17 protein-coding genes and 1 tRNA gene are annotated in these 19,859 nt (G+C 74.9%); 9 read left to right on the top strand and 9 right to left on the bottom strand.

Annotation, left to right across the window (positions count from 1 at the left end; translation table 11 throughout):
* Positions 1-228: 228 nt before the first annotated feature.
* Both ACFTWP_RS22715 and ACFTWP_RS22710 read left to right on the top strand, forming a co-directional pair.
* Positions 229-1,188: a YIP1 family protein gene (locus ACFTWP_RS22715; RefSeq protein WP_380266471.1), complete on the top strand. Its 960-nt coding sequence runs from the start codon at positions 229-231 to the stop codon at positions 1,186-1,188.
* Positions 1,189-1,432: 244 nt separating this feature from the next.
* A complete protein-coding gene (locus ACFTWP_RS22710) occupies positions 1,433-2,326 on the top strand; it encodes a metal-dependent hydrolase (RefSeq protein ID WP_380266470.1) in 894 nt (297 codons plus the stop codon).
* A 91-nt stretch (positions 2,327-2,417) separates the two neighbouring features.
* Here ACFTWP_RS22710 and dcd read toward each other — a convergent pair whose 3' ends face one another.
* Both dcd and ACFTWP_RS22700 read right to left on the bottom strand, forming a co-directional pair.
* Positions 2,418-2,993: a dCTP deaminase gene (gene dcd / locus ACFTWP_RS22705; RefSeq protein ID WP_380266469.1), complete on the bottom strand. Its 576-nt coding sequence runs from the start codon at positions 2,991-2,993 to the stop codon at positions 2,418-2,420.
* Between the two features lie 70 nt (positions 2,994-3,063).
* Positions 3,064-3,285, bottom strand: coding sequence for a hypothetical protein (locus ACFTWP_RS22700; protein ID WP_074001850.1), 222 nt, complete (start codon positions 3,283-3,285; stop codon positions 3,064-3,066).
* 372 nt (positions 3,286-3,657) lie between these two features.
* On the opposite strand from ACFTWP_RS22700, the gene ACFTWP_RS22695 reads away from it, so the two are divergent.
* Both ACFTWP_RS22695 and ACFTWP_RS22690 read left to right on the top strand, forming a co-directional pair.
* Positions 3,658-3,731 (top strand) — tRNA-Gly (locus ACFTWP_RS22695).
* Between the two features lie 344 nt (positions 3,732-4,075).
* On the top strand, positions 4,076-4,435 hold the full coding sequence (locus tag ACFTWP_RS22690; protein WP_380266468.1) for a hypothetical protein: 360 nt from the start codon (positions 4,076-4,078) through the stop codon (positions 4,433-4,435).
* A gap of 154 nt (positions 4,436-4,589) precedes the next feature.
* On the opposite strand, the gene ACFTWP_RS22685 is transcribed toward ACFTWP_RS22690, so the two are convergent.
* Positions 4,590-5,528, bottom strand: coding sequence for a LysR family transcriptional regulator (locus ACFTWP_RS22685; RefSeq protein ID WP_380266467.1), 939 nt, complete (start codon positions 5,526-5,528; stop codon positions 4,590-4,592).
* Between the two features lie 42 nt (positions 5,529-5,570).
* Here ACFTWP_RS22685 and ACFTWP_RS22680 point away from each other — a divergent pair, with 42 nt between their 5' ends.
* On the top strand, positions 5,571-6,446 hold the full coding sequence (locus ACFTWP_RS22680) for an SDR family oxidoreductase (protein WP_380266466.1): 876 nt from the start codon (positions 5,571-5,573) through the stop codon (positions 6,444-6,446).
* 32 nt (positions 6,447-6,478) lie between these two features.
* Here the strand turns inward: ACFTWP_RS22680 and ACFTWP_RS22675 are convergent, their stop codons facing one another.
* The 5 genes from ACFTWP_RS22675 to ACFTWP_RS22655 form a co-directional block, all read right to left on the bottom strand.
* The gene (locus ACFTWP_RS22675; protein WP_380266465.1) at positions 6,479-7,501 is read right to left on the bottom strand and encodes an MASE1 domain-containing protein; all 1,023 of its coding nucleotides are present in this window, start codon (positions 7,499-7,501) and stop codon (positions 6,479-6,481) included.
* 173 nt (positions 7,502-7,674) lie between these two features.
* Positions 7,675-8,520 carry a PP2C family protein-serine/threonine phosphatase gene (locus tag ACFTWP_RS22670; protein WP_380266464.1) on the bottom strand — a complete coding sequence of 282 codons (846 nt, stop codon included), beginning with the start codon at positions 8,518-8,520 and terminating at the stop codon, positions 7,675-7,677.
* Between the two features lie 228 nt (positions 8,521-8,748).
* Positions 8,749-9,945, bottom strand: coding sequence for a trans-sulfuration enzyme family protein (locus tag ACFTWP_RS22665; protein ID WP_380266463.1), 1,197 nt, complete (start codon positions 9,943-9,945; stop codon positions 8,749-8,751).
* Between the two features lie 180 nt (positions 9,946-10,125).
* The gene (locus ACFTWP_RS22660; protein ID WP_380266462.1) at positions 10,126-11,763 is read right to left on the bottom strand and encodes a prenyltransferase/squalene oxidase repeat-containing protein; all 1,638 of its coding nucleotides are present in this window, start codon (positions 11,761-11,763) and stop codon (positions 10,126-10,128) included.
* 333 nt (positions 11,764-12,096) lie between these two features.
* Positions 12,097-12,984: a LysR family transcriptional regulator gene (locus ACFTWP_RS22655; protein ID WP_380266461.1), complete on the bottom strand. Its 888-nt coding sequence runs from the start codon at positions 12,982-12,984 to the stop codon at positions 12,097-12,099.
* Positions 12,985-13,091: 107 nt separating this feature from the next.
* Between ACFTWP_RS22655 and ACFTWP_RS22650 the strand changes: the two genes are divergently transcribed.
* Positions 13,092-13,958: an oxidoreductase gene (locus ACFTWP_RS22650; RefSeq protein WP_380266460.1), complete on the top strand. Its 867-nt coding sequence runs from the start codon at positions 13,092-13,094 to the stop codon at positions 13,956-13,958.
* Between the two features lie 65 nt (positions 13,959-14,023).
* On the opposite strand, the gene ACFTWP_RS22645 is transcribed toward ACFTWP_RS22650, so the two are convergent.
* Positions 14,024-15,127 (bottom strand): C4-dicarboxylate ABC transporter, encoded by a 1,104-nt coding sequence (locus tag ACFTWP_RS22645; protein ID WP_380266459.1) that lies wholly within the window; start codon positions 15,125-15,127, stop codon positions 14,024-14,026.
* Positions 15,128-15,197: 70 nt separating this feature from the next.
* Between ACFTWP_RS22645 and ACFTWP_RS22640 the strand changes: the two genes are divergently transcribed.
* From ACFTWP_RS22640 to ACFTWP_RS22630, 3 genes are all read left to right on the top strand, one after another.
* Entirely contained in the window at positions 15,198-16,106 is a 909-nt protein-coding gene (locus ACFTWP_RS22640; RefSeq protein WP_380266458.1) for a LysR family transcriptional regulator, read from the top strand.
* 250 nt (positions 16,107-16,356) lie between these two features.
* The gene (clpB, locus tag ACFTWP_RS22635; protein ID WP_380266457.1) at positions 16,357-18,963 is read left to right on the top strand and encodes an ATP-dependent chaperone ClpB; all 2,607 of its coding nucleotides are present in this window, start codon (positions 16,357-16,359) and stop codon (positions 18,961-18,963) included.
* A gap of 189 nt (positions 18,964-19,152) precedes the next feature.
* The gene (locus ACFTWP_RS22630; protein ID WP_380266455.1) at positions 19,153-19,716 is read left to right on the top strand and encodes a YbjN domain-containing protein; all 564 of its coding nucleotides are present in this window, start codon (positions 19,153-19,155) and stop codon (positions 19,714-19,716) included.
* Positions 19,717-19,859: the final 143 nt, after the last annotated feature.

The raw sequence follows: 19,859 nt of genomic DNA, 5'->3' as shown, positions 1-19,859 counted from the left end.
GGCCGCGGGGGGGCCCCCGGGCGGGGGCCGCACCCCGGGGGTTCCGGCCCGAGCCGGCGGGCGTCCGCCTCGGGGCCCTGGTCGGGGGCCTGACCAGGGCCGTTGCCGCCCCGTGCCAAGCCGGCGGCACCCCACCGGGAGCTGTCGCCCCGTCACAGAGTCGCTGCAATCCGGCTCCGAGGCCATGATCGACCGCCGCCGCAGCCGAAGGACCGGTACCTTCGGAGCGTGGCTGGCAATCAATACGACAACGGTCAGGGCGCCGATCCCCGCAGGTGGACGGCACCCCCTGGGGGGAACCCGCAGCAGCAGTACGGGCAGGCGGACGGACCCGAGTACTTCACCGCGCCGCACGACCGCGGCCCCGCGGCCGGCCCCGGCGGCGCCGATCCGTACGGTGCCGACCAGCCCGGTCACACCCGGGCCTTCCCGGTCGGCGACGGCGGGTACCCCTTCGACCCGGACGACCCGGGCCGGCCCCCGCAGGAGTACCGGCAGCAGTACTCCCAGGAGTACCCGCCGGACGGCTACGGGCCGCAGGGGTACGACGGGCAGGGCTACGGCCCCGGGTACGGGCAGGACTACGGGCAGGACAACGTCGCGGTCTACCGGGCCGGCGGCCAGTCCGCGCCCCGGGTGGCCGGGCCGCGCCCGCGCTGGCGCGAGCTGCTGACCGGGATCTACCGCTCGCCGAACGCCACCTTCGACCGGACCCGCGACCACCAGGTCTGGCTGCCCGCGGTCTGCGTGTCGCTGCTGTACGGCGTGCTCGCGATCCTCGGGCTCGGCCTGACCCGCGACGACGTCCTCGACTCCACCTTCACCGTCGCGCTGACCGCGCTCGCCGCCTCCGCCGTCGTCTTCACGCTGGCCGGCGGCGTGCTGGGCGCCGTCACGTACGCGCTGGCCAGGCAGTTCGGCGGGGACGGGCCGTGGCGCTCGACGATCGGCCTGGCCGTGCTGATCGGCTGGACCAGCGACGCGCCGCGCCTGCTGCTGGCGCTGTTCCTGCCGGCCGACAACCTGGTCGTCCAGGTGGTCGGCTGGGCCACCTGGCTGCTCTGCGCCGCACTGCTGACCACCATGGTCCGCCGGGTGCACGACCTGCCCTGGGGCAAGGCCGCCGGCGCGGCCTCGCTGCAGCTGCTGGCGCTGCTCGTCCTGATCAAGCTACCGACCCTGGGCTGAGCACCCGGGCCAGACCCGCGTACCGCGCCCCGGCCCCGGCGAGTGCCGACGCCGGGGCCGGGGTGCCCAGGGGCGTCCCCGCGGCGCGCGTCCGAGGGAGAATGGCCGGGCGGGTCCCCTCACCGGGGCCCGCCCTGCCTGCGTGCGGCGCCCCACCGGCTGCCGTACGGCCCGCGGTGATCACCGCACACCGTGATCACCGCACCGTGACCCGCCCACCCTCGTACCAGTGCACGGAGCCCGCATGACCACCCTCCCCACCACGCACGTCAGCTTCCCGTCCGGGGCAGTGACCGGCGAGTCGCCCGTCCTCGCCGTCCACCGGCTGGCCGACGGACGGTACGCCGTCGTCACCGCCGGGACGCCGTTCCACCCGCTCGACCACACCTGGCCCGACCAGCCGGCCGACACCGGAACCCTCACCGTCGACGGGGTCGAGCTGCCGGTCGTGGACTGCCTCACCGGAGCCGTCGGCCCCGACGGCTCCGAGCTGCTGGCCGGCGCCGACATCCCGGTCCGGCGCGGGGACGAGGAGTGGTCCTGGCTGGTCCTGCACGTGCTCGCCGGCGACCCCGGCGACATCGTCGGCCGGCCGGCCGGGCTCGCCGTCGACGCCGGCCGCCGGGCCGCCCTCAGCGCCGCGCACAGCGGCTGCCACCTGCTGGCACTCGCCCTCAACGCCGCCCTCGCCCCGCGCTGGCGCAAGGATCCGGGCCGCGCGGACGCCTTCGGCAACCCGGACTTCGACAGCCTGGCGATGGCCTCCTCGGTGATGGACACGGAGGCCAGCACCGACACCTACCGGCTCGGCAAGTCGCTGAAGAAGAAGGGCTTCACCGCAGAGGCCACCGAGGAGCTGCCCGCCCTCGCCGACGCCCTGCCCGCCGTCACCGAGGCCGTCAACGACCTGCTCGCCGCCTGGGTGGCCGCCGACGCGCCCGTGCGCATCGAGACCCCAGGACCGGAGCTGACCGCCCGGCGCCGGTGGCACTGCGAGCTGCCGGCCGGCCCGGCCGAGATCGCCTGCGGCGGCACCCACCTGCACCGCCTCGGGGAGCTCGCCGAACTCCGGACCGAGCTGCGGCTCTCCGAGGACGGCAGCGAGCTGACCGCCGTCACCCGCCCGAAGCGCGCCTGAGCAGCCTCCCGACGGCCCGCAGGGCCCCGGTACGCCTGCGGGCGGCCGCCCCGGATGGGGTGGCCGCCCGCTGCTGCGTTCTCTGCCCGGGTCAGACCTGGGAGCGGTGGAAGTTCAGGTGCGAGCGCGAGGCCGTCGGGCCGCGCTGGCCCTGGTAGCGCGAGCCGTACCGCGCGGAGCCGTACGGGTGCTCGGACGGCGAGGAGAGCCGGAACAGGCACAGCTGCCCGATCTTCATGCCCGGGTAGAGCTTGATCGGCAGGGTGGCCACGTTCGACAGCTCCAGCGTGACGTGCCCGCTGAACCCGGGGTCGATGAAGCCCGCCGTGGAGTGCGTCAGCAGCCCGAGGCGGCCGAGGCTCGACTTGCCCTCCAGCCGGGAGGCGACGTCGTCCGGCAGCGAGATGACCTCGTAGGTCGACGCCAGCACGAACTCGCCCGGGTGCAGGATGAACGCCTCGTCGCCCTCGGGCTCGACCAGCCGGGTCAGGTCCGGCTGCTCCTCGGAGGGGTCGATGTGCGGGTAGCGGTGGTTCTCGAACACCCGGAAGAAACGGTCCAGCCGGACGTCGATACTGGAGGGCTGGACCATCGAGGGGTCGAACGGGTCGATGGTGACCCGACCCTTGTCGATCTCGGTTCGAATGTCCTTGTCAGAGAGCAGCACGCTTCGAGGTTACGTGCACGGGAGGGCCCCGGACGAATCGCCCGGGGCCGGCCACCGCCCGAGGCCGGGCTCAGGCCAGGAACTCCGCGGCCTCCAGCCGCATCGCCCGAGCCAGTTGCGGCTCCGACAACTCCCGCACGTCGGCGAGCACCGAACTCCGCATCCGTCCACACTGCGGACACCGGATCAGCCGACCGGGCCCCAGTCGGCCGGGGCCGAGATTCTGCATCGGGAACGTGGTGGTGCTGAACAGGTGCCCCTCGGCACAACGAACGACGGCGCGCTGCTCCATCGGTCCCCTTCCCATTCTTCCCCCGTACTCATGGCGCCCCGACGGGATTCGCCTCGCGGGACAGCGACACATTAGGGGATCTTCCGGACATTCCGCACAGCGGCTCGCCGCCCCGGGCAAGGCACCACCGGGACTCTCCACGCGACCAGAACAGTACGCCCCCGCACCCCTCCGGGGAGCGCTCCGACGCGACTCCCACCCGACTCCGCCACACCTCCGCCCCGACCGGAACCCCCTGCCGGGGAACCCCCGCCGACCGCGCCGGCGAACGGCCCCGGCGGCGGGATGCGGCACGCCGACAACGCGGTACAGGCCCGCACGGGGATGGGGTAGAGTGATCGTGGATCGAGCGGTCTCGTGACGGCTCATCAGGCGGGCGTAGTTTAATGGTAGAACATGAGCTTCCCAAGCTTATAGCGCGAGTTCGATTCTCGTCGCCCGCTCCAGCAGTAAAGGCCCAGCTCAGGGGCATGATCCCCGAGCCGGGCCTTTTGCGTTCCACGGGCCGTTCAGGGCGCCGTGCCCCCTGCGTTCCGCTCCGGGCAGCTCTCCGGTGACCAACCGTTCGGCCCGCCGGGTCCGGACGCGCGGCGCCGTGATCCCGTCCGGGGCCCGGACCCCGGAGGTCGGCACCGGGTGCGGCCGGAGCGGCCGGCGGTACGACTCCAGCGTCGTCGGCACGAGGCCCAGCTCGGTGACCCGTGCAGACGGGGCACCGGTCAGAACCGCCCCGCCACCCGCACTGTAGGCTCACCGCCGTCCCGGGACATCCGGCGCCGGGAGGGCGAGCGTGCAGTTCGAAGTTCACTGGTCAGACGTCGGAATCGCCGCTTCGATGATGGGCCTGAGTCTGCTCCTCAGCCTGCTGGTTCGGCTCTGGAGGCGAAAGCACCCGCGCACCCGAACACGGCGCTCCCGCACACACTGGGAGTGGATGCCGTTCATGTTCGGCCTGACCGTCGTCACTGCCGAGCTACCGCGCGTCCTCGGGGCATCCGATGCGGACACCTCGATCGCCGACACCGGCGCACACGTGCTTGCCCTGACGACGGTCCTGATGCTGGTCCGGACCGCTGTGCTCCTGATCGTTCGGGCCGTCAGCTCCCTTGCCCGGAACCTGCGAGGACGTACCGCCGGGGCCACCCGCTGACCGTGACCGAGCGGCGCTGGTGATCAACGGCGTTGCGCGCTGCCGGGCCCGCAGTCGACTCTTGGCGACATCACCGCACGTCAGCAGCCGGGTTGGGCAACCGGTCGGCGAGATCCCGGGCGGATGGCGCGAGCGCGATTCTCAGCCCGGCCGCTCAGGCCCGCGGGTCCACCTCCGGGGTGCCGGCCAGGGCCCGGATGTGCGGTGGCACCGTTCGGGACTGACGGGCCAGCAGGTCGGCGAAGGCGGTGGTGAGCGGGTCGGGGCGGTGGCGGGCGTACGCGGTGAGGGTGCGGCGGACGGGCGGGTCGGGGCGGCGCAGGACGCCGTCGAAGCCCGGCGCGATCATGTTGGCGGGCACCAGGGCCGGGCCGAGTCCGGCGGCGGCCAGCAGCGGTACGGCGGAGGTCTGTTCGGCGCGGACCGCGATCATCGGCTGGAAGCCGGCCCGGGCGCAGACCTGGTCGAGCAGGTCCGCGAGGCCGTTGCCGGGGGCGTAGTGCACCCAGGCCCGGTCGGCCAGCTCGCCGAGCGCGAGCGGGACGGCGACGTCGTCCACCTCCGCGAGCGGGTCGTCGGCGGGCAGGACGACGACGAACTCCTCCACCCCCAGGTCCCTGACCGGACCCTCCCAACCGGTCGGCGCGGGGCCGACGGCGAGGTCCGCCTGACCGGCGGCCATGGCGGCCCGGAGCTCCTCGGCGTGCGGGTACTCGCGCAGGCGGATCCGGACCCCCGGGTGCTGCCCGCGCCAGGCCCGCAGCACGGGCGGCAGGATGCCGAGGCTCACCGAGTAGACGGTGGCCACCTCCAGCTCGCCGCCCTGCAGACCTGCGGCGCAGCGCGCCGCGGCGTGCAGTCGCCCGGCCTCCGCGAGGGCGGCCCGGGCGTGCGGGAGCACCGCGCGGCCGGTCGGCGTGAGCCTGACGCCGCGCGGCAGGCGCTCCAGCAGCGGGCCGCCGAGGCCGCGCTCCAGGGCCCGCATCTGGTGCGAGAGCGCGGGCTGGGTGACGTGCAGCTGCTCGGCCGCCCGGGTGAAGGAACCGAGGTCGACCACGGTGACCAGGTATTCGAGCTGTCGCAGCGTTGCCATGAGCCAAGTTTATCGAGGGGATGAAAGCCAAGCCTTGGACGCATGACAGCCGCCGGGGAGAGGCTCGGGGACACCGGCCCGCACCGGGCCGCCCCGCACCCCTCACCCAGGGAGATCACCGTGTCCCAGTCCATCGGCACCGCCTCGACGGTGTCCGGCACCCCCCGACCCGCCACCACCGGATCCGGCTCCTTCCCCGGGGCCGCCGTGCTCGACGGGCGGCGGCTCGTGGTGGTCGGCGCCGGGTCGCACACCGGCCGGCTGCTGGCCCGGGCCGCCTCGGCGGCCGGCGCCGACCTCGTCCTGGCCGGCCCGGATCCGCGCAAGCTGGAGTGGACGGCCGGCGAGCTGTCCGGCCGGGCCGAGGTCGTGCCGGTCGACCTGGCCGACGAGGCCTCGATCGCCGGGCTGGCGAAGCGGACCGGTGGGTTCGACCATCTGGTGTCGACGGCGGCGATGCCCGCCAACGGGCCGCTGGCCGAGCTCGAACTCGCCGACATCCAGCGCGCGTTGGCCGCGAAGGTGACCGGTCCGCTGCTGCTGGCCAAGCACCTGGCGGCGCTCACGGGCGACGGCGGATCGTTCACCTTCTTCTCCGGGGTGGCGGCCTGGCGCCCGGCCCCCGCCCGGACGGTGATGGCCACCGCGAACGGCGCGCTGGCCTTCCTGGTGCGGGCGCTGGCGGTGGAGATCGCCCCCGTCCGGGTCAACGCCGTCTCCCCCGGCATCGTCGACACCGGCGCCTGGGACGCGCTGGGCGCCGACAAGGCGGCGTTCCTGCGCGGCGTCGCCGAGCGCAACCCGGCCCGCCGGGTGGGCACCCCCGACGACCTGGTCCAGGCGGTCCTGTTCGCCATCGGCAACCCGTACGTCACCGGCACGGTGTTGCACGTGGACGGCGGCGGCCGGCTCGTCTGAGCGGGCCGAGGGGGGCGGCTCCCGCCCGCTCGTCAGGGCGACTTCCCCTGCCGCTCCTGGCCCTCCGGCGGCCGGTCCTGGCCCTCCGGCGGCCAGCGGTGGAGGTCCTCCCCGGGAGCGAGGCGGGCCACCACCTCGGCCAGTCCGATGCAGGCCTGCTCGATCCTCAGGTAGGTGTTCCGCTGTTCGGCGATCAGCGCGGCCAGCAGCAGCGCGGTCAGCGCCGCCGCGCCGTTCAGCGCCTGGAGGGTGAACATCACGGCGAGCGTGCTGTGGCCGGCGAACGGTCCGACGTGGTCGATCGCGGCCCAGCCGGCGAGTACCGAGATCACCAGGACGCAGGGGGCGGCGACCATCAGCTGGAAGCGCAGCGCCGCCCACATGAGCAGCGGGAAGACCAGGAACAGCAGGTGCAGGGTGCTCCGGGTGCCGATCAGGGCCACCACGAAGGTGGCCGCCAGCAGGAACGGCGGTTCGGCCCACTGGTACGGCCGCAGGCCGTCCGGTCGGCGGAAGGTGTAGAGCACGAGCAGCAGCGGCGCGATCACCAGGACGCCCATCGCGTCGCCCACCCACCAGGCCGACCAGGTCGCGCAGAAGCCGCTGGCCGGCAGCGAGCCGACCAGCAGCAGCGCGAGGCTGCCGACGGTCGCGCTGATCAGCATCCCGGCCAGCGCGCCGAGGAAGACCAGGGAGACGCCGTCCCGCAGCCGGTCCAGCTCGATCCGGAAGCCCGCCCGGCGCAGTATCAGGCAGGCGCAGACCGGGGCGAGGGTGTTCCCGGCGGCGATCATGAGGGAGGCGCCGTTCAGCGGCCCGATGGTGGCGATCACCGCCAGGGTGCCGATCGCGATGCCCGGCCAGATCCGCAGGCCCAGGATGAGCAGGCAGACCAGGGCGATGCCGGTGGGCGGCCAGAGGGGCGTGACCTTGGCGCCCCCGACGACCACCTGCTGCAGCAGTCCGACCCGACCGGCCACGAAGTAGGCGGCCGCGACGGCGAGGATCCGCAGGCCTGCTGCGGTGAGACGACGGAGTTCCTCGTTGCGCACCACACCAGTCATCAGACAACGGCGCCGGCCCGGCGCCGGGCCGTGACACGCGCTGCCGGACGTCTTCCGCCACCCGGCCCTGCGGGCGGCCGGGGGTGCCGGCGCCGCACCGCCCGGTACCGCCGGCCGTACCGGGCCGGTGCGTACGGGGTCGGTGGCCGCGGGTCGGGGCGGGCCTACGGCTCGCGGTCCCGCTCGTCGTGGCAGAGGACCAGGACGGCGGCGTCGTCCTGGTGGCCGGTGAGGTCGGCGACCTTGATGATCTCGGTGGCCAGGTCGGCGGGATCGGGGCCGCCCGGCGCCCCGCTGCCGGCGCCGACGCCCTCCCGGACCACCCGGGTGACCTCTTCGAGGCCGGCCTCGATGGGGAACGACGGGCCCTCGACCACGCCGTCGGTCAGCAGGACGAACGCGCCCGGCACCGGCAGCGCCCGCCGGGTGACCGGGTAGTCCTCACCGGGCAGGATGCCGATCGGCAGCCCGCCCTCGTCCTGCGCGATGCCGCTGCGGCCGTCGGCGGTGGCCCAGACGGCGGGCACGTGCCCGGCGCGCGCGTCGGACAGCTCCCAGCGGACCGGGTCGAAGCGCAGGAAGCTGCAGGTCGCGAAGAGGCTGCAGTCCATCGAGAGCAGCAGTTCGTTGGCCCGGGCCAGGACCTCGCCCGGGTCGGCCGAGATGCCGGCCACGGCCCGCAGGCCGACCCTGACCTGACCCATGAAGGCGGCGGCCTCGACGTCGTGGCCCTGGACGTCGCCGATGGAGAACCCGAGCGCACCGTCGGGCAGCCGGAAGCCGTCGTACCAGTCACCGCCGATGTCCAGGCCGTTGCGCGCGGGCGCGTAGCGGGCCGCCGTCCGCAGGCCGGGCAGTTCGGGCAGCGCACCCGGCAGCAGCTCGCGCTGCAGGGCCTGGGCCAGTTCGACCCGGGCCTGCTGCAGTTCGGCCCGCTCCAGGGCCTCGGCGGTGAGGCGCCCGAGTTCGCTCAGCAGGTCGTCGGCGCTCGCGGGCCGGCGTCGGGTCATCGACCCTCCCAGGGGCATGGGTCACGGGCGCGGCCGGTCGTGCCGGCCGCGGCCGGCATCCGGCGTCCGCGGCCGGGCGGACCGCCGCAGCGGACCGGCGGCGCGGCCCGGCCGGTCACCCGGCGACCGTGCACGCTCATCCTATTTCTGCGGTGCGGCCGCCGCTTGGCGGAGCCGCCGGGCCCGGTGCGGACCCGACGCCGCCGACCGGGCCCGCTCCGGCGCCCGTCAGCCGGACTGGCCGAGGGCCTGTTCGAGGTCCGCCCAGAGGTCGTCGGGGTGCTCGATCCCGACGGTGACCCGGATCGTCCCGGCGCCGATGCCCGCCGCGTGCAGCTGGGCGTCGTCGAGCTGGCGGTGCGAGGTGCTCGCCGGGTGTATGACGAGGGTGTGGACGCCGCCCAGCGACGGCGCCAGCGACGCGAGCCGGACGGCTCCGGCGAAGGCCTGGCCCGCGGCGCGGCCGCCGACGTGCTCGAAGGCGAGTATGCCGCCGTAGCCGCCGTCCAGCAGCCGGCCGGCGAGGGCGTGGTCCGGGTGCGTGGGCAGCCCCGGGTAGTGCACGGCGGCGACGGCCGGGTGGGCGGCCAGCCGGGTGGCCAGCGCGAGGGCGTTGTCGCAGTGCCGCCGGACCCGCAGGGCGAGGGTCTGCAGGCCGCGCAGGGTGAGCCAGGCGGTGAAGGGGTCGGCCGAGGCACCGAGCTCGCAGGCGTGGTGCCAGACCTTGGCGTGCAGCTCCGCCGAGGCGAAGACGGCCACCCCGCCCAGGACGTCGCTGTGGCCGCCGAGGTACTTGGTCGCCGAGTGGACGACGACGTCCGCGCCGTGTTCGAGCGGGCGGCAGAGCAGCGGGGTGGCGAAGGTGTTGTCGACCACGCTGATCACCCCGGCCTCCCGCGCGACGGCGGTCAGCGCCGGCAGGTCCGAGATCCGGGTCATCGGGTTGGAGACGGTCTCCAGGTAGAGCAGCCGGGTGCGCGGGCGCAGGGCCGCCCGGACCTCCTCGGCGTCGTCGCCGCCGACGTAGGTGATCTCGACGCCCCAGCGTTCGGCGAGGTCGCCGAGCATCGCCATGGTGCCGCCGTACAGGCTCCGCTGCGCGATCACGTGGTCGCCGGAGCGCAGCAGTCCGAGCAGCACCGAGTTGATCGCCCCCATCCCGGAGGCGGCGGCCAGCGCGGCGGCGCCGCCCTCCAGCTCGGCCACCGCCTGCTCCAGCGTCCGGACGGTCGGGTTGCCGAGCCGTCCGTAGAGGAACGCGCCCGTGGGGTCGGCGAACGCTCCGGCGAGCGCGTCCGGGTCGTCGAAGGCGAACACGTGGCCCTGGTGGATGGGCACGCCGAGCGGCCGGCTGCCGGTGACGGGGACGACGGGTGGGTGGACTGCCCTGCTCTCGGGGTGCCAGTCCCGGGGAAGTGAGGTCATGGCGTCATCCTCGAAACGGGCGGGCCGGCCGTCCAGAGCCAATCGGAGGGGATTGGCCCCGAAGCCGGGGTCGTCGCCGGTCAGCGGCCCGTTCGTGCGCCGTCCGCGGCCCGGGCCGGGACGACTCGCGCGGGCTGCCGCGCCCACGGCCGGCCCGCCCACCGCGGCGCCGGCCGCCGGTCACCGAGCACCGGTCACCGTCCGGCGGTCACCGTCCGGCGGGGCGGCCGTGGCATGGGCCAGGCCGAGCAGCACGCTGGCGTCGGCCAGCGCCGGGACGTCGTACAGCAGCGGCCGGGGGCCGGCCTGGTCCGGGCGGCTGAGGTAGCCGCCGTCCGACCGCTGGCAGTTGACCAGGAGTTCGACGGCGCGCCGGAGCATCGGGCGGTGCTCCCGGGAGCCGCCGAGGGCGATCGCCGCGTAGGCCGTGCTGATCGGGTCGCTGGGGTCGCCGGGGCGGTGGCCCCAGCCGCCGTCCTCGTTGCGGACCTCGGCCAGGTGCCCGACGGCCCGCCGCCTGATCGCGCCGAGGTCCGTCCGCCAGGTGAGGCGGCCGGCGGGGCCCGTACCGGCACGGGCGGCCCGGTTGCCGCGGACGGCGTCGCAGGCCAGGGACACCCGGAACACCGCGTTGGAGGTGTTCCGGCTCCAGCCGCGTTCGAAGCTGCCGTCGGGGCGCTGGCCGGCCGCGATGAAGCGCATGCCGCGCTCGACCACCCGCGCGTGCGCCGGGTCCGCGGCCAGGGCGTTCACCGCCCCGGCGGTCATCGCGATCTCCGAGGGGACGTCGCGCGCATAGGTGGGGAAGCCGCCATCGGGATTCTGCCGGGCCAGCAGGTAGCACTCGGCGGCGCCGATCACCCGCCGGTGCCGGGCCGCGCCGGCTCCGCGCAGGAACTCGATGCCGTACGAGGTGTCGTCGACGTCGCTCTGGGCCACGCCGGGATGGAAGCCGAACCCGCCGTCGACGTTCTGCCGGGCGGCCAGGGCCTCGGCCATGCTGTCCACCAGCGGGCCCGCGTATCCGCTGCGGACGAGGGCCAGCCCGGCGGTGGCGGTGGCGAACAGGCCCAGGCCGGTGATGAACGGCATTCCGCCGTCGGCTCCCAGTGCGGCCTGCACGTCCCCGAGGACGCGCCGCACGGCGGGCCGGTGGCCGGGGTGCTTGCGCAGGGCGAGCAGTCCGAGCAGGCGGGCCAGGTTGTTGCACTCCCAGGCCGGGCCGGGCCGGGCGGCCGGCGCGAGCAGGGCCCAGTCCCGGGCGGTGACCAGCCCGGGGGCGCCGGTGCCGTACGCCGCCAGCACCTTCAGCGCGGTCATCTCCGGTTGGAGCCAGCTCTGTTGACCGGGCACCTCGTAGGCGTCCGGCCGGACCGGGGGGAACTCCGCGGCGCCGAGTTCGGCCAGCAGCGTGCGGAACATCAGGCGCTTGCGGTCGGCGGTGAAGTGGTCGATGGAGTCGAGCAGGGCGGCCGGGACCTCGCCGGGCACGGCGAGGCCGAGCGCGGCCCGGCCGAGCGCGCTCTGGAGGGCGTCCGGGGGGCGGCCGGCGAGGGTGTCCCGGAGGTAGCGGGTGAGGCGGCCCACCGCCTTCGGGGCGGCCTGCTCCTCGGTCAGCAGCCACAGGGCCAGTGCGGACTCCAGCACCCTGCTCTCGCACGGTGCGCGGAGCAGGCCGTCGGAGCCCACCCGGGCGGTCAGCCGGCGGGCCAGCCGGTCGCGGCAGCGCAGCACCTCGCGGTAGAGGGGGTCGCGGCGCAGCGGGTCGCGGTACGGGCGCTCGATCCGGCCGGCGGGGGGCAGCAGGGCAGAGGTCATGATCGGGGCTTTCGGTGCGGAGCCGTCGCGGCCGGGCCGGTCGCCGGCGGTGGCGGTCGACCGTGGGTGGGGCGCCCGGACGGCGGCCGTCCCGGGTGGCCCGGCAGGACCGGGCGGCCGGTGCCGGTGTGCTCGTCCCCCATGTCCCCGCCCGTCCCCGGGTCGTCCCGGCTCGTCCGCGCCAAGATCACACATGACGGATCGTAGCGCATCTGGTACATCGAGTGATGGCATATGCCAATCTTTGTCGCCCAGCTGTCAACTTCGGGGCCGTCCGACGCTCCTCCGTACCGGCCCGGCGCCGCAGGACGGCCGGATCCCCGGCGGCGGAGCTCAGACACCCGCGGCGGCCAGCTCACGGACGACCTCGGCGAAGCCCCGGACCAGCGGGTCGTCCGTCCCGGCCGGCCAGGCGAGCACCACCCGCAGCGGCTCCACGTCGGCGAGCGGCACCCAGGCGAGGTCCGGGCGGCCGTAGTACTGGGCCATGCTGGCGGGAGCGAAGCAGATGGCGGCGCCGTCGGCCACCTGCTCCAGCATCTCCTCCACGTTGTCGTTGGTCGGGCCCCAGCGCGGGGCGGAGCCGTCCGGCCGCGGGTTGACGGCCCACCAGTCGACCCACTCGCGCGGCGCCCGCTCGGTCCACATCAGCGGCTCGTCGCCGACCTCCAGGACGGAGACGTCCGCCCGGCCGGCCAGCGGGTGCCCGGCCGGCAGACCGACCACCCGGCGTTCGGTGTGCACGAGTTCGGCGTGCAGGCCGGTGAGATCGGCGGGCAGCCAGACGAAGGCGACGTCCACCCGGCCGTCCCGCAGCGCCGCGGCCTCCTCGCTCCAGTCGAAGCGCTTGGGCGTCACCCGGACGCCCGGGTGGCGGCGGGCGAACTCGGCTCGCGCCCGGGTGGTCAACTCGCCCGCGCCGCTGGCCTCGAAGCCGACCCGCAGCACCCCGGTCTCGCCGCGCAGGTGGCGGGCGGCGGCAGCGGTCACCCGCTCGGCCTGGAGCAGGGTGCGGCGGGCCTCGGTCACCACGTCACGGCCGGCGGGGGTGGCGCGCACGCCGCCGGAGTGCCGGTCGAAGAGCCGCAGGCCCAGCTCCGACTCCAGGTTGCGCAGCGCGTACGACAGCGCCGGCTGGCTCACGTAGAGCCGCTCGGCGGCCCGGCCCAGGTTGCCCTGGTCGGCGATCTCGACGAGGTACCGCAGTTGCCGGAGCTCCACGCGGCGATCATAAGCGGGCTCTATCGGGCCGTGGAACCTGTGTCTTGGACTCCGGACGCCCGCGGATGGCTCACTGGATCCAGCAACCGGCTGACGAGGAGCAGAACATGACGAACACTCACCCCACCACCCGCGAGGCGGCCGGCCGGGTCTGGCTGATCACCGGCGCGTCCTCGGGCTTCGGCCTGGCGCTGACCGGGGCCGCCCTCGCGGCCGGCGACACCGTGGTGGCGGCGGTCCGCCGCCCGGAGGCGCTCAAGGACCTCGTGGCCGAACACCCCGACCGGGTCGTCCCGGTCGAGCTGGACGTCACCGACCCGGCGCGGATCACCGCCGTGGTGGCCGAGGTGCTGCTCTGGTACGGACGGATCGACGTGCTGGTCAACAACGCCGGGCGCGGTCTGATCGGCGCGGTCGAGGAGAACACCGACCGCGAACTGCGCGACCTGATGGACCTGCACTTCTTCGGCCCGGCCGCGCTCACCCGGGCGGTGCTGCCCGCGATGCGGCGCCAACGATCCGGCGCGGTGGTGCAGATGAGCAGCATGGGCGGCCGGTTCTCGTTCGCCGGCGTCGGCGCCTACTCGGCGACCAAGTTCGCGCTGGAGGGGCTCTCGGAGGCGCTGGCGCTGGAGGTCGCACCGTTCGGGGTGAAGGTCCTGATCGTGGAGCCCGGCTCGTTCCGGACGGGCTTCGCGGGCGGCGGCGCGCTCCTGCAGTCCGCGGCGATCGAGGCGTACGCGGAGACGGTCGGCCCGGTCCGTGAGGGGCTGCCGCAGAGCGACGGCCTGCAGCCGGGCGATCCGGCGAAGGCCGCGGCGGCGGTGCTGGCCGCGCTGGCCGACGAGCGGACCCCGCTGCGGCTGGCGCTGGGCAACGACGCCACCGACGCCATCCTGGCGAACCAGGACGCCGCCCGCGCCGAGCTGCTGGCCTGGGAGCCGGTCAGCCGCGGCACGGACTTCGACGCCTGAGCCACGGCCCGGCCGGGCTCCGGTGGGGTTCCGCCCGGACGGGCGGAACCCCACCGGGCCGCCGCTCAGGCGGGCAGCAGCCGGCCGTCGGCCAGCCCGCCGAGCGTCCGCACCGCGGCGACCGCCCAGGCGGCGAGCAGGGCCAGGTACAGCGCCACCGCCAGCGCGCCGAAGCCCGCGAAGCCGGTGTGCCTGGCCAGGCCGGCGGCGCCGGTGACGCAGGTCCCGACCGGGAAGGTGAAGGCCCACCAGGTCATCGCGAACGGCATCCCGGCCCGCCAGGCCCGCAGGTTGGCGGCCGCCGCGACCAGCAGCCAGAGCATCGCGACACCCATCACCGCGCCGCCGTACAGCTCCGACAGGGCGAGTGCGGCGGGGGCGAGCGCGGGGGCGACCGGGCGGGCGGCGTCGGCCAGCGCGGCCGTCCCGGTGGTGGACTGCCCGAGCGGGCCGAGCACCAGGAACAGCGCCGGGGTGAGGGCCGGCGCCGGCGGCTTGCTGTGCAGCAGCCCGGTGATCACCACGGGCAGCAGGGCGAGGGTGGCCAGCAGCCCGGCGCCGAGCAGCGCGAAGCAGCCGTGCAGCAGCGCCGCCCGCCAGAAGCCGGCCGGCAGGTGGGGCACGAGCGCGGGGCCGGTGGCGGCGGCGACCAGCGGGGCGACCACCGGCAGCAGCCAGGTGGGGTTGGCGTCCTGGGCGGCGAGCCGGTGCCGGGTGATCATCAGGTACGGGATGCCGGCCGCGACCGCCACCGCGTACACCGTGCCCGCGATCCAGAGCGCCGCGGCGGCGGCCAGCGACGGACCGGCACCGACCACCCGCGGGCCGAAGGTCAGGGTGGCGGCCCCCACGGCGAGCAGCGCCATCGGCGGGCAGCCGTAGAAGACGGCGGTGGCGGGCCGGTCGAACAGGTCGGCGCGGGCGGCGGCGCGGTGCCGGGTGAGGTGGACCAGTCGCGCGGCGACCAGGGTGAGCAGGGCGGCGACGGACAGCGCCCAGAACAGCCGGCCGAAGCCGATCAGGCCCGGCGGGCGGACGGGCAGCGCGGCGGCCCCGTTCGCCACGATGGCAGTGCCCATGACGGCGGCGTACCAGTTGGGGCCGAGCCCGGCGAGCTGGGGGAGGCGGCGGTGGCCGGCTGACGGACGGGCGATGGTGAGGGTGGCCATGGCACCACCGTGCCCGGGCGGGGGTGGCGCCGGTAGCGCCCGCGGCTCTATGAGCGCATAGCCTGGGCCTATGCCTCTCTCCTCGCACGTCCCCGAGCTCGGCGCGCTGGAGCTGCTGCTCGCGGTCGCACGGCTCGGCAGCGTCGGGCGGGCGGCCACCGAGCTGGGGGTGAGCCAGCCGACCGCGAGCGCCCGGATCAAGGGCATGGAGCGGCAGATCGGGGTGGCCCTGCTGGAGCGCTCGCCCCGGGGCTCCAAGCCGACCGAGGCCGGCCGGCTGGTGGTGGAGTGGGCCCGGAACGTGGTCGAGGCGGCCCAGGCGCTGGACGCCGGGATCGACGCGCTGCGCGAGCACCGGGACGCCCGGCTGCGGGTGGTGGCCAGCCTGACCGTGGCGGAGTACCTGATGCCGGGCTGGCTGCTGGCCCTGCACGGAGCCAGTCCGCGGACCTCGGTGACGCTGCGGACGGCGAACTCCGCGGACGTCGCCGGGCACGTGCTGGCCGGCGAGGCGGACCTCGGCTTCGTGGAGGGCCCGACCACCGCGGCCGGCCTCTCGGGCACGGTGGTGGCCGCCGACCGGCTGGTCGTGGTGGTGGCCCCCGACCACCCCTGGGCCCGCCGCCGGGCGCCGGTGACCGGGCCGGAGCTGGCGGCGACCGCCCTGGTGCTGCGCGAGCCCGGTTCGGGCACCCGGGAGGTCCTGGAGATGGCGCTGGCGCCCTACGGCGGCGCGGCCCGGCCGTTGATGGAACTGGCCTCGTCCACGGCCCTGAAGGCGGCTGCGATGACCGGCGCCGGGCCGGTCTGCCTGAGCGAGCTGGCGGTGGTGGAGGAGCTGGCGACCCGCCGGCTGGTGGCGGTCCCGCTGGTGGAGGGGCTGGATCTGCGGCGTCCGCTGCGCGCGGTCTGGCCGGCCGGGCAACGGCCCTCGGGCCCGGCCCGGGAGCTGCTCGGACTCACCCGACGGACGAACTGAGGCGGGCGGGTGCTCCGGTGAAACGGCCCGTGGACGAGCCGGTGGACAGGCCGGTGGACGGGCCGGCACGGTGCCCGCCCGAGCTGTTCACCCAAAGTTGAGCGGAATAGACTCAACTTAGTGCATGCTGTATCCATCAGGAGCGATGCTCCCCGACAGACCGGCCCGGGCCCCGCCGGCACCGCCGCAGCGGGCGCCGACGTACCGGGGCCGACAGTCGACCGCCGACGCACAGGAGGACGAACCAGCAGTGGACGCCAGCAAGTTCACCACCAAGACGCAGGACGCCCTGTCCGCCGCGATCCGGCAGGCGGGCACAGCAGGGAACCCGGACGTCAAGCCGGTGCACATCCTGCTCGCCCTGCTGGAACAGCCCGAGGGCATCGCCAAGCCGCTGCTCGAAGCCGTCGGCGCGGACGCCGGCCAGGTCACCGCCGAGGCCCGCCGTCTGCTGGCGGCGCTGCCCAGCGCCAGCGGCTCGACGGTCGCCGCACCGCAGCTCGCCCGCGACACCCTGGCCGTGCTCACCGAGGCCGGCCGGCGGGCCGACGACCTGGACGACCAGTACCTCTCCACCGAGCACCTGCTGGTCGGCCTGGCCGCCGAGGGCGGCTCGGTCGCCGACCTGCTCGGCCGGCACGGCGCCACCGCCAAGGCCCTGCTGGCCGCGTTCAAGGACGTCCGGGGCAGCGGCCGGGTCACCTCGCAGGACCCGGAGGGCACCTACAAGGCGCTGGAGAAGTACGGCACCGACCTCACCCAGGCCGCCCGCGACGGCAAGCTCGACCCGGTGATCGGCCGCGACCAGGAGATCCGCCGGGTCGTCCAGGTGCTCTCCCGCCGCACCAAGAACAACCCGGTGCTGATCGGCGAGCCCGGCGTCGGCAAGACCGCCGTGGTCGAGGGCCTGGCCCAGCGGATCGTCGCCGGCGACGTGCCCGAGTCGCTGCGCGGCAAGCGGCTGGTCTCGCTGGACCTCAGCGCGATGGTCGCCGGCGCCAAGTACCGCGGCGAGTTCGAGGAGCGGCTGAAGGCCGTCCTGAACGACATCAAGCAGAGCGACGGCCAGGTCGTCACCTTCATCGACGAGCTGCACACCATGGTCGGCGCGGGCGCCGGCGGCGACTCCGCGATGGACGCGGGCAACATGCTCAAGCCGATGCTGGCCCGCGGCGAGCTCCGGATGGTCGGCGCCACCACCCTGGACGAGTACCGCGAGCGGATCGAGAAGGACCCGGCCCTGGAGCGCCGGTTCCAGCAGGTCATCGTCGGCGAGCCCTCGGTGGAGGACTCCATCGCGATCCTGCGCGGCCTCAAGGGCCGCTACGAGGCCCACCACAAGGTGCAGATCTCGGACGCCGCCCTGGTCGCCGCCGCGACCCTCTCCCACCGCTACATCACCTCGCGCTTCCTCCCCGACAAGGCGATCGACCTGGTCGACGAGGCCGCCTCCCGGCTCCGGATGGAGATCGACTCCTCCCCGGTCGAGATCGACGAACTCCAGCGCGCCGTCGACCGGTTGCGGATGGAGGAGCTGGCCCTGGAGAAGGAGTCCGACCCCGCGTCGATCGACCGCCTGGCCCGGCTGCGCCGCGATCTCGCCGACAAGAACGAGCAGTTGAGCGTGCTGACCGCGCGCTGGGAGCAGGAGAAGAAGAGCCTCAACCGGGTCGGCGAGCTCAAGGAGCGCCTCGACGACCTGCGCGGACTGCTCGAACGCGCCCAGCGGGACGGCGACTTCGAGCGCGCCTCCAAGCTGATGTACGCCGAGATCCCGACCGCCGAGGGCGAGCTCGCCGAGGCCCAGGAGCGGGCCGCCGACGAAGACGCCGGTCAGTCGATGGTCAAGGAGGAGGTCGGCCCGGACGACGTGGCCGACGTGGTCTCCTCCTGGACGGGCATCCCGGCCGGCCGGCTGCTGGAGGGCGAGAGCGCCAAACTGCTGCGGATGGAGGAGGAGCTCGGCCGCCGGCTGATCGGCCAGCGCGAGGCCGTGCAGGCCGTCTCCGACGCGGTGCGCCGCACCCGCTCGGGGATCGCCGACCCGGACCGCCCGACCGGCTCCTTCCTCTTCCTCGGCCCGACCGGCGTCGGCAAGACCGAACTCGCGAAGGCCCTGGCCGACTTCCTGTTCGACGACGAGCGGGCGATGGTCCGGATCGACATGAGCGAGTACGGCGAGAAGCACTCCGTCTCGCGCCTGGTCGGCGCCCCGCCCGGCTACGTCGGCTACGAGGAGGGCGGCCAGCTGACCGAGGCGGTGCGCCGGCGCCCGTACAGCGTCGTCCTGCTCGACGAGGTGGAGAAGGCGCACCCCGAGGTCTTCGACGTGCTGCTGCAGGTGCTGGACGACGGCCGGCTCACCGACGGGCAGGGCCGGACGGTGGACTTCCGCAACGCCATCCTGATCCTCACCTCCAACCTCGGCTCGCAGTTCCTGATCGACCCGAACACCCCGGAGGACCGCAAGAAGGAGCTCGTCCTGGACACCGTCCGGGCCACCTTCAAGCCGGAGTTCCTCAACCGGCTGGACGACATCGTGGTCTTCGAACCGCTGGGCACCGCCGAGCTCACCCGGATCGTGGACCTGCAGGTCGACCGGCTCGGCGAGCGGCTGCGCGACCGCCGGCTCACCCTGGAGGTCACCCCCGCCGCCCGGGACTGGCTGGCCCTCACCGGCTACGACCCCGCGTACGGCGCGCGGCCGCTGCGCCGGCTGGTGCAGTCGGCGATCGGTGACCAGCTCGCCAGGGCGATCCTGTCCGGCCAGGTCCACGACGGGGACACCGTGGTGGTCGACCGCGACGAGGACGGCGACCGGCTGGCCGTCCGCGCCCGGGGTCCGCTGCAGAAGTAGCGTGCCGGCCGGGCGGGCCCCCTCGGGGGCGGCCCGCCCGGCCGGGGCGCACCGGCACGAGGACCCGCGCCGACCGGCGGTCCGGCTCCGGGCAGCCCTGTGTCTGGCGCCCCGGATGAGGCAGGATGGGACGTGGAAGGGCGGCCTCTCATTGCCGACCACCCATGTGCACTGAGAAGAGGACCTCCCATGAGTATCGACCCGTCGTCCATCCCGTCGTTCGGCGTCCCGCAGGGCCCGCAGGGTGGTCAGCCCGGCCAGGGCCAGCCGGCCGGCCCGCCGCCCGTGGTGGTGCCGGACCAGGCCCTCGTGGCGCAGCTGCTCGACCAGATGCAGCTCAAGCACGTGGTCGACGAGGAGGGCGACCTCACCGCCCCCTGGGACGGCTTCCGCGTCTACTACATGTTCCGCGGCGACCAGAAGGAGCTCTTCGCGGTCCGCGCCTTCTACGACCGCTCGTACCCGCTGGAGGACAAGGGCGAGATCCTCGACCTGATCGACGAGTGGAACCGCGAGACCCTCTGGCCGAAGGTCTACACCCACACGCACGAGGACGGCGTGGTCCGCCTGATCGGCGAGTCCCAGATGATCGTCGGCACCGGCGTGAACCTGGAGTACTTCGTGACGACGACCGCCAACTGGACCCAGGCCGCGGTCGGCTTCGAGCAGTGGATCGTCGAGCGCCTCGGCCTGCAGAAGGACATCGAGGGCGACGAGGGCACCCCCGAGGACGACGCCTCCGACGAGTCCTGAGCCGACTCCGCGCCGAGTCCGCGCCGACTCCGGACGGTCGGGGCACGCCCGCACGACCCGCACCGCCCGCACGGCCCGTCCCCCCGGGGGCGGGCCGTCGTCGCGTCCGGCGCCCGTCCGGACTTGTCCCGGGCGCCGCGATG

Origin of the sequence: Kitasatospora sp. NPDC057015 (assembly GCF_042673745.1) — a bacterium.
Taxonomy (GTDB): Bacteria; Actinomycetota; Actinomycetes; order Streptomycetales; family Streptomycetaceae; genus Kitasatospora.
This window is presented reverse-complemented; position numbering and strand designations above follow the sequence as displayed.